The following is an 8,911-nucleotide window of genomic DNA, read 5'->3' on the forward strand; positions in this document are numbered from 1 at the left end:
TATGCTCTAATGCCTCGTCGGGTGTCAATGATTGTGCGGCCAGAGGATCCTTCGCTGGGGCGAATGTGAATGTAATGCCTGCCATTTGACGCGTCATCAATTCTCAAGTCCTGCGGGGCATGGTCTCTCAGATACCACTTCCAGCCTCCGTCTGCGGGAAGCCCGTCCACCCAAACTCCCTGGCTCCCCAAAACTTGCTTCATCAGAGGCAGCTCAGCCGGAGGAAAGCAGTAGATGGTCAGGTCTTCTCCATCTCCGTTGAACCTTGAGGCGACGCCGTGGCTCACGACACGAGAGATCGTGGGTGGGAGTCCACGGTCTGCGAGCCTTGACCGCATCAGGGCATCTGGAGGAGCATCAGTGCTCCAAAAATCGGCTTTGGTGCTCTGGTGAAAGTCATACATCAGCCACCCAAAGAAGCCGGCAGCAGCGAGGACCAGGGCGAGGGCTGACCACCCGATAATGCGAAGAATCTTTTTCACAGGCATGGATTACGTCACTGTTTGTTAGGCTGGCACTCCGGTCCCGTGATCACTGCAAGGGCTCACCTGCCCATGTCAGCGGCCACTTTCGCGGTGAGGAGCTTGTAACCGGCGGGGGAGAGATGGAGACGGTCCTCGACGAAGCATTCGGGGCGGAGCTGGCCGCTGGAGTCGGTCATGAGGTCGAAGACGTCGATGTAGCGAAGGTGTGGCTTCCCCCGGACGTAGTCGGCGATGAGGGTGTTCATGGTCTTTAACAGGTCGTCCTGGCTGGCGCGGGCGAGGCTGCGGATGTTGGAGATGTAGATGATGTCTGTGTCCGGCAGTTTCGCGTGGACGGTGGTGACGAATTCCTTGAAGTCGGCGAATGCTTCCTCGGCAGTGCGTTTTTTGTTCCAAAGTTCGTTACCTCCGGAGCGGAAATAGATGGTCTTGGGCGCATAAGGAAAAATGATGCGCGGGGCGAAGTGGGTGGCTTCCCGGATCTCGGATCCGCCGAAGCCACGGTTGATGACCTGATGCTGCGGGAAGTCCTGCGCGAGTGTGGTCCAGCGGCGGATGTGCGAGGCACCGGTGAAGAGGATGGCGCCCTTCGGCGGGGGCGCGGCGCGGTCACTCTCCTCATAAGCGGCGATGGTTTTCTCAAACCGGCTGAAGTCTGTTGCTGGCTCGGCGCGGAGAGTGAGAGTCCAGATGGCGCTGAGCAGGAGGGTGAGGAAGATGAAGGAGGCGCGAGGTTTCATGGGAATGCTTTGGCCAGATCTTTCGAAGGGTGAACAAAACGGTTGGGAGCGTCAATAGCGTGGTTTTGAGGACCGATCTTTGGGGTAGAAAGATTGGGGTAGAAAGATTCTCTTTGGCTGGGCTGGGGGTGATTTTGTCGCCTTGGCGAGCCAGTATTTTAACCGCTGATAGGACGCTAATACTCAGAAGGGTTTTCACTTCTTCATGAGCGTCTCATGAGCGGCTAGGGCTCCGGATTTTAGGAAGCGACCGGTCTTGTTTTCACCCCAGCAACGGAACTCAAGGCGGTCGTTGTCACACCTTCTCACCACGTGCGCGGCGGACACGGTCCCAGATCTCCTGGGTCATGCTGTTTCTCCAGACGCCGGTGAGCAGGTAGCGAAAGCGGTCACTCTGCCGCGCCTCTTGCTCGACCCGCTCTATGAAAGCGGGTCCGTGATACGCGAGCAGTGTCTCGACAGGGCCGGCGGCCAGGACCGAGATCTGCTTGGCGGTGAGCTCGTGCTGAAAAATCTGCTGGATGGCGGACCAGGCGATCTCTGGCGCGTCGGTGCAAGCCTCAAACATAGTCTGGTCTGATCCGAACCACCTGCTCACAACTTTATCGACAGTAAATGTCTCCATGGGAACCACTTAAGAGCATACTTCTCTAACCTTGAAAAGGGTCAACACATCGCGGTCTTTGCCAGCATATCCCGGCAGATTTGAAAGGCACCTCCATTGCCCTGCCTCATCCGCGCCTCGGTTGCCCCAAGAGTTTACATGATTGGTTGTTAGTCCTGCCGGTTCCAGGTTTGATCAAGCGCGCTTCATGAAGGGGTGAGGCAGGAGCTCATAGACCTGTTTCCAGAAGCGCTGGGCGGGTTCGAAGGTCTGCTTGAAGTCGTGGTAGCCGCGGTCGTAGCTGAGGATGGAGCCCTCGACTCTCTGAAGAGACCCGCCGGGCGGATGGCACTCGATGGCAATGCCGCTGGCACCTCTAGCGGGTCTGAGGCGGGCCGCGAGACGCGGGAAGTCAATGGCAGCCACGGCCTGCTGCAGCATGTCCATCTGCGCGGGCTCCAGTTGAGCCTCGTATTCGGGTGCGACAGGAACCCACTGACCCACGCGGCGTTCTTCAAGTCGCTGGCCAAGGTGCCCGCTGAGGCTGATCTCAGCACGGCAGCGATGGTGAATGGGGGAAAAGCCTGGCGTGTAGACCACCACAAGCCAGGGAGGAGAGATGCTCATGCGCGAAATGGTGGGAGGGACTCGGTGGCGAACGAAACAAAAGTGTGTGGTTCACGCACTCGAAGTTTGGAGTCACCTAACTATGGATGCTCATGCTTCGGGTCTGCAGGTTTGCTCATACCGTCCCAAAAGGCATTGAGACTCTTCCACTGCATGGCGCTCACGGGAAGCAGATGACGGGCGAATATCTCCGGGTCGGTGCCGTTGTTTCCCCAGACGTTCTGAATACCCTCTAGCAGACCGATAATGGTGACGTCACGGACATCTTCGTCGCCCTCGATGAGCAAGCGCTCGAGCGTGCGTGCGACCTCCGGAAAGTCAGTGGTCCGGTTCTGCTGATGAAGCTGCCACAGGTGATCCACGAAATGGCCAGCCGCGGGATGCAACAAGTCCTGATACTCAACCAGAGGTCGATACGATGGGCACGCATCCATGAGCAGCGGCATGACTTGGTCTTTGGAGATCATGTGGGATGGAGTGATGGGGGTTGGATTCTGCCAGAGCGCGAACGACCTTCAGGAGGTGAGTCGCCTTTGGGCGCGCTGTTTGAAGGCAAGATAGACGAGCAGGCCGATGCCGAAGAGGGTGCCGGCGGGGATGTAGAAGAGCCAGAGGATGCCGAGGGCAGTGAGGGAGCGGAGATACCAGCGGTCACGCATGCCGAGACCGTCCAGGCAGATGCCCGCGAGGATGAAGCCGAGGAAGCCAATGAAGATGGCTCCGAAATAGGTCTGGAAGCTTTCCATGAAAACCTCTTTCCCGCCGGGGATCAGCACGGCCTTTGACGTGAAGGTGAGCATGCCATACGCGCCCCAGCCAGCCATGGCGAGCGGTGCGGCGAGCAGCAGCAAGGAGGCGATGGCGGCGCAGGTGCGGAGGTTCATTCGGACTTCGACGGGGACTTGGGAGCGGGGATCTCGGTGAGCCGGGTGACGACATGAGTGGAGGGCAGCCGCAGATCCGCAGATTTCCTCTCCCAGCAGCGGACTTCAAAGTGATCTCCCTGGATGGAGAGGGCCTTTTTCACGCCTCCGATCATTCCCCAGCCTAACAAACTAAACCGATAAACATCCCTGCCGATCTTCTCATGCTTCACCTCGGCCACGAGGCAGCCGGGCTCGACGTTGAGCATCCACCGGTCGTCCGGCCACTGGAACAGTGTCATCGTGCATCCTGCGGTCAGGGTGAAGAAAAAGTCGCTGTCTCCAGCGTAGGACTTGGGGTGGTAAGTCAGATCGGAGGGCTGGATCAGTGTTTTGACGACGTCCCCTGCTGTGAAGTTCTGTGCCGGGAGGTGAAAGTGGACTTCATTTCTGGAGTAATCCACCGGCTGCCGGGATTGATCCGATGGCTGGGCCGCCCCTTTGACGGTGTCCCCTGCCCTGGAGCTCTGGGCTGGAACAAGAGCAGCCGCGAGCGCGATGAGGACGATGAGAAGCGGGGAGTGAGGCTTCATGTCAGTCATTTCGGTGGGGAGAGATTCTGCAGAGCTTCCGAACTAGGAACGAGAGAAAGGAAGCGGCGGAAGAATGCTCAAATTTTACCGGAATCTCGGGCACCTTAGCACTCCAAACCCCGGCAGTCTTACGACGGCCGCAACATGGAGCATTCCAGCATTCCAAGACTCCAGGCACCCACAACCCGGCAGTCTCATCCCGCATGCGGGACCGCTACATCACCTCCGGCCCCCGATCTCACTTGAAGGCGGGGGTGATGAGGACGGGGGTGGAGTAGGTGCGGGCTTCGGAGGCGGGGACGAAGCCATCAATGGGGGTGGTGAGGAGGAAGTAGCCGTAACCACGCCGGGCATCTGGGAGAAGCATGCCGCGATACTGGAGGGTGCGGGTGATGGGGAGGTCAGGGTTGTGAACATTCAGCTGCTGCACGGTGGCCTGGCCGGTGAAGAAGCCGGTGATGGCGTAGACGTCCAGCCGCGCGCGGATGAGATTTTCCCCAGGGCCGGTGCCGAAGGTGGCACGCAGCTGGCGGCTGAACTGGACGGTGCTGGGGGTGGTCTCTGAATAGACGGGTGAGACCTGCAGAGAGAAGGGCCCCTCGGAGAAGACGAGGCCGGCGCTGGTGGCGCTGTAGCGGGAGCTGACGAAGGCGAAGGGGGTGTCTTCAAAGCCGTCCGGGTAAAACTTGGTGGCGCTGGGCAGTCGGGTCCAGAGGACGTCTCCGGAAGGTCCGGCCACGCCGCCGCCACTGACGAGGCTGATGCCGACGCGGCCGCGGATGGAGTTTTTCCCGGCGGTGTCCGTGGCGTAGAAGTAGAACTTGGGGGTCTCCTCGGAGAAGGAGCTCTGGTCAGAAAGCCAACCGGCCCCGGTGATGCCGCTGCCATCTGATAGCTGACCGACGAAGGTGACCCGGCGGTCCGCGGCGACGGTGAGGGTGCCGAACGCATGGCCGCCAGGGGTGGAGACGGGGTCACCGTCTGACTGGAAGACGAAGTTGTGCTTCCCAAGCTCTGGAGGCGGTGCCTGGGGGAGGACGAGGGGGGTGATGAGCTCCAGGGAGCTGAGGGGCTCGAGATCTGAAGGCTGGCCACCCGGGGGCACGGAGAGGAACTCGATCAAACGGGCTCCGTCTTCATGCCGGAACCAGACGTTTCGCTGGGTCTGGGGGGCGGGGAAGCGGAGGGCAAGGCGGGTGATGGCGGACTCATAGAAGCCGGTCTCCTGCCCGGACGGGAACATGCCGCTGATGGCTTCTTTATACAGGCCTGTCTGGAGGGTGCCGGTGTAGGAGCCGTCCGGCCGGAGGTCGAGCGTGATGGCGCCGCGCAGGGGGAAGGCGGGGTGGCCCTCCAGCCAGCCCCAGTAGAGGCCAGGGGTGGCGGAGCCGGGGGTGACGACGACGAAGCGCCGGCTGACCGGGAGGCTGGTGACGCGGCCAATGCTGGCGGTGACACTAAGGGTGTAAAGGCCGACGGTGGTGGGGGTGCCGCGGATGAAGCCGTCCTGCCCCTGGGTGAGGCCGGGCGGGAGGCCGGTGGCGCGGAAGACGGGAGGGTCTGCGGAGGGGCCGTCAAAGCTGACATTACTCCAGAGCTCGGCCGGCTGGCCGATGACCATGCGCCCATCCTCCCTGCCCTCCAGGGTGATGAGGGGCCGCGCCACGACGGCGAAGGCCATCTCGCTGTCCAGCTCAATGGGGCCGTTCACGGTGGGCATGGAGACAGTGGCGAAGTAGGAGCCGGTGAGGGCGGACTGGGCATTCCGGATGGTGAGGGTGGGGCTGCGGGTGCCGGTGTAGTAGGGGCCGTCACTGAGGGGGCCGGTGCCCTGCCCCACATCCGCGCTCCAGCGCACCTTCACGCCGGGACCGGCCACGGCCATGACTGCGCGGACGGTCTCACCATCCAGAGCCAGGAGGACGGGTGTCTTCAGTTCATAACTGCCGATGTTGATGGCCGGAGAGCGGATGCGCCCGGCGGGGTTGGTAACATCGAGCTGATAGACACCGGCGCTGCTGACGGAGAGGGTGCGGTTGGTGGCACCGGGGATGGCGGTGCCGTTTTTCAGCCAGCGGAAGGTCCAGGGGCCGGTGCCGGTGATGACGGGCTCCAGCGGGACCTGGGCGTGCTCGAGGTCAAAGGCCTGCATGAGCACGGAGTCCGGCACGCCGAGGAACTGCACGGGGGTGGCGGTGGTGACGGCTCTGGCGCGGATGTGATAGACGACGGGTGAGTCCCCGGGGGCATCTGAGGTGAAGGTGAGGGTGATCTCCTTCACGCCGGCAGTGGTGGGGGCAAAGCGCAGGGCCTCAGTGATGGCGGAGCCGGGAGGCACGTCCCAGGAGGTCCGGGCGAGGCTGAAGGAGGCGGTGTCCCCGCCGAGGCTGACCTGGGTGCGGACGGTGAAGGCACCCTGGGGCGCGAACTTGATGCCTAACAAACGATTCACAACCTTGCCCGCGAGGTACTCACCGGCATCCAGGAAGACGGGGGAACCTGGGACGGTGGTGAGCTCGCCGTCCAGGTCCACGCCGGGCGGCCGGGCGAGGTCTTTGACATAAATGCCCCGGTAGAAGGTGCCGATGACGACCTGGCGGGCCGGGAGGTCCAGATCCAGGGTGGAGGCCTCAGCCATGGTGGTTTCGAAACCCAGGGGGAGGGGTGTCCACTGGCTGCCGATGAAGGAGTGCAGGGAGAGCTGGTAGCCGTTGTTGAGAAGGGCAAAGGGGCCGAACAGGACGCCGCTGACGGCGGTGTGGATGGTGATGCCGGTGAGATCCACGGGGAGATGCCCCTGGTGCTTCCAGGTGGTGCCGGTGCGCTGGAAGATGGCGGCCTGGGTGGTCTCGCCATCGCCACCGAGGAGGGCGCGGTCGGCATTGAGATTCACGGTGATGCCTGCTTTGACCAGAAGGGGGGTGGCGGGGGGCTGGAGACGGGTGGTCTGGGTCCAGGTGCCGCCGCTCTGCTCGTAGAGGTAGGCGGAACCGGCGCTGTCCGTCGGCGCGCCAATGAGGACGCTGGTGCCATCCAGGGAAAGGGACCAGCCAAAGCTCTCGCTCGCCGGAGATGAGGTGGGGGCGGCGAGGGTCTGGGTGAGGGTCCACTGACCTCCGCTGCGGCGGTAGAGGAAGACGGTGCGGTCCTGGGGGGAGCCGATGGCCAGGAGGTCTCCCAGGAGGGCGATGGCATGACCAAAGCCAACGGCGCTCTTCCCGGCGGGTGCTGTGAGGTTACCGTCCTGCACCCAGCGCCCCTGGGCGGCATCCCAGGCATAGAGGAAGACGGCGGAGGGGGTGGGCAGCAGCTCTCCATTCAGCGCGCGGGAGAGGCTGACGGCCATGCTGGTGCCGGAGCAGGCCACGCTGCCCCCGAAGTGGGCGAGATTGACCCCGGGCTGGACGGGCTGCGGGAGGAGGGAGTGGAACTGCCAGGCGCCCTGCGCGCTCTTCCGGTAAACAAAGGCCAGGCCCTCATACTCGGTGAACTCAGGATCGCTAATGGGGGCTCCAGTGACGAGCCACTCGCCGTCCTGGGCCACGCTGAGGCCGAAGCGGGCTGACTGCAGGCGGAGATCCACCGGAGGCTGGCAGTGGCCGATGATGGCCCAGGCGGTGTCTGACCTGCGCAGGACGCGCACGGTGTGCTCCTGGGGGCCGAAGATGTAGGGCTTGGCACTGCCGCCGATGAGGAGGTCTTCACCGCTCCAGAGGAAGGCGGTCTCGGTGATGTTGGAGGAGGACTGGACTGGCACGGTGTCCCGCAGCCAGAGGTCGTCCACACTGGGGCGGTGGAAGAGGAGGGGGTCTGCCTGGCCGCCATTGTGGAGGGCGAGCTTGGTGCCGTCTGAGGCCAAGGCCAGGAGGGCGGAGGTGGGATTGGTGAGGGAGATGGTGAACCGGCTGAGGGCGGCGAAGGCGCTGGTGATGGCGAACTCATGCAGGTTCGTGAGGGAAAGGGGGCCGTTTCCCAGGGCATAGAGGCGGTTTCCCTGGACCTGTAGCTTGAGGCCGAGGCGCTCGTTCGCCGTCGGGCTGGAGGAGAGGACCTCACGGGTCTTTTGCCAGACGGCGGCGGGTTTTTCAAAGACGGCAATCTTGCCGACATCCTGGATGAGGGTGGGGGTCAGGATGTCCCCAAAGGGCCGCCCGGCGATGATGATGCTGCCGCCATGGATGGCGAGGTTCAGGCCGAGGCCGGGGCCGTTCTGGGGATCGGTCAGGCGGGTCTGGTATGCCCAGCTGCCGCCGGTGCGCTGGTAGACCTCTATCCAGCCGGTGGGGGTGCCGCCATCCCCTGAGGGTGAGCCGATGACGGCCAGGTCTCCGGAAATGGCCAGGCCCTCCCCAAAACCGCTGGCAGAGCTGCCGCCGACAGAGGTGAGGGTGCCATCCTGGGCCCAGGTTTCATTTTCCCGCCGGTAGACGTGCACGCGGGGGGTGGCGGCGGTGGTGACGGAGCCGATGAGGAGGCGGTCGCCCTCCATGGCCAGCTTACGGCCGAACTGGTTCCCGCTGCCGGTGCCGCTCTCCGGGCTGACGATCTGCTGCCGGAGCTGCCAGGTGCCGGCCTCACGCTTCCAGAGGGTGACACGGCCGCCCGCGTAGGTGGTGAAGGGATCGATGGCATTGCCCGGCGCGCCCACGGCCATCCACTCCCCGGAACTGACGATGACGGAGCCGTGGCCGGCGCCCTCGCTGAACATGATGCCGGTGTAACTGGCAGGGCCGAGCAGCTGCTCTGCCTGCGCGCTGGTGAGGGGCAGAAGTGCCGCCGCGGTGGTGGTGAGCACATGCAGGCAGACGCGCAGAGAAGGCGGAAGCATCATCGTAATTTCTTTGTAAATACCATTTTTGGGGGAGCGATGGCAAGGTTTGTTAGGGACGGATTTGAGGTTAGGGGGGCCTTGGTTGGCGGTTGGCGGTTGGCGGTTGGCGGTTGGCGGTTGGCGGTTGGCGGTTGGCGGTTGGCGGTTGGCGGTTGGCGGTTGGCGGTT

General features: G+C 63.2%; 7 protein-coding genes. All 7 read right to left on the reverse strand.

From position 1 onward, the window contains the following. Positions 1-544: 544 nt before the first annotated feature. The 7 genes from BGE01nite_RS28265 to BGE01nite_RS28295 all read right to left on the reverse strand — a co-directional run bounded on the left by BGE01nite_RS28265 (position 545) and on the right by BGE01nite_RS28295 (position 8,743). Positions 545-1,225 carry a GDSL-type esterase/lipase family protein gene (locus tag BGE01nite_RS28265; RefSeq protein WP_146856225.1) on the reverse strand — a complete coding sequence of 227 codons (681 nt, stop codon included), beginning with the start codon at positions 1,223-1,225 and terminating at the stop codon, positions 545-547. Between the two features lie 295 nt (positions 1,226-1,520). Further along, entirely contained in the window at positions 1,521-1,793 is a 273-nt protein-coding gene (locus BGE01nite_RS28270; protein ID WP_146856226.1) for a DUF6869 domain-containing protein, read from the reverse strand. Positions 1,794-2,024: 231 nt separating this feature from the next. Next, positions 2,025-2,456 carry a hypothetical protein gene (locus tag BGE01nite_RS28275; RefSeq protein WP_146856228.1) on the reverse strand — a complete coding sequence of 144 codons (432 nt, stop codon included), beginning with the start codon at positions 2,454-2,456 and terminating at the stop codon, positions 2,025-2,027. Positions 2,457-2,536: 80 nt separating this feature from the next. Beyond that, positions 2,537-2,923, reverse strand: a complete 387-nt coding sequence (locus BGE01nite_RS28280) for a DUF7674 family protein (RefSeq protein ID WP_146856230.1) — start codon at positions 2,921-2,923, stop codon at positions 2,537-2,539. Positions 2,924-2,971: 48 nt separating this feature from the next. Next, positions 2,972-3,340 (reverse strand): hypothetical protein, encoded by a 369-nt coding sequence (locus BGE01nite_RS28285; protein WP_146856232.1) that lies wholly within the window; start codon positions 3,338-3,340, stop codon positions 2,972-2,974. After that, positions 3,337-3,912 carry a hypothetical protein gene (locus BGE01nite_RS28290; protein WP_146856234.1) on the reverse strand — a complete coding sequence of 192 codons (576 nt, stop codon included), beginning with the start codon at positions 3,910-3,912 and terminating at the stop codon, positions 3,337-3,339. Before BGE01nite_RS28290 ends, BGE01nite_RS28285 begins: the two co-directional genes overlap by 4 nt. A gap of 238 nt (positions 3,913-4,150) precedes the next feature. After that, a complete protein-coding gene (locus tag BGE01nite_RS28295; RefSeq protein ID WP_146856236.1) occupies positions 4,151-8,743 on the reverse strand; it encodes a hypothetical protein in 4,593 nt (1,530 codons plus the stop codon). Between the last annotated feature and the right edge of the window lie 168 nt (positions 8,744-8,911).

The organism is Prosthecobacter gellanilyticus, assembly GCF_007992435.1.
GTDB lineage: Bacteria > Verrucomicrobiota > Verrucomicrobiia > Verrucomicrobiales > Verrucomicrobiaceae > Prosthecobacter > Prosthecobacter gellanilyticus.

Bases quoted from the DNA above. Each gene is read 5' to 3' on its own strand.
- BGE01nite_RS28265 (WP_146856225.1), bottom strand. From the start codon at position 1,225: ATGAAACCTCGCGCCTCCTTCATCTTCCTCACCCTCCTGCTCAGCGCC.
- BGE01nite_RS28270 (WP_146856226.1), bottom strand. From the start codon at position 1,793: ATGTTTGAGGCTTGCACCGACGCGCCAGAGATCGCCTGGTCCGCCATC.
- BGE01nite_RS28275 (WP_146856228.1), bottom strand. From the start codon at position 2,456: ATGAGCATCTCTCCTCCCTGGCTTGTGGTGGTCTACACGCCAGGCTTT.
- BGE01nite_RS28280 (WP_146856230.1), bottom strand. From the start codon at position 2,923: ATGATCTCCAAAGACCAAGTCATGCCGCTGCTCATGGATGCGTGCCCA.
- BGE01nite_RS28285 (WP_146856232.1), bottom strand. From the start codon at position 3,340: ATGAACCTCCGCACCTGCGCCGCCATCGCCTCCTTGCTGCTGCTCGCC.
- BGE01nite_RS28290 (WP_146856234.1), bottom strand. From the start codon at position 3,912: ATGAAGCCTCACTCCCCGCTTCTCATCGTCCTCATCGCGCTCGCGGCT.
- BGE01nite_RS28295 (WP_146856236.1), bottom strand. From the start codon at position 8,743: ATGATGCTTCCGCCTTCTCTGCGCGTCTGCCTGCATGTGCTCACCACC.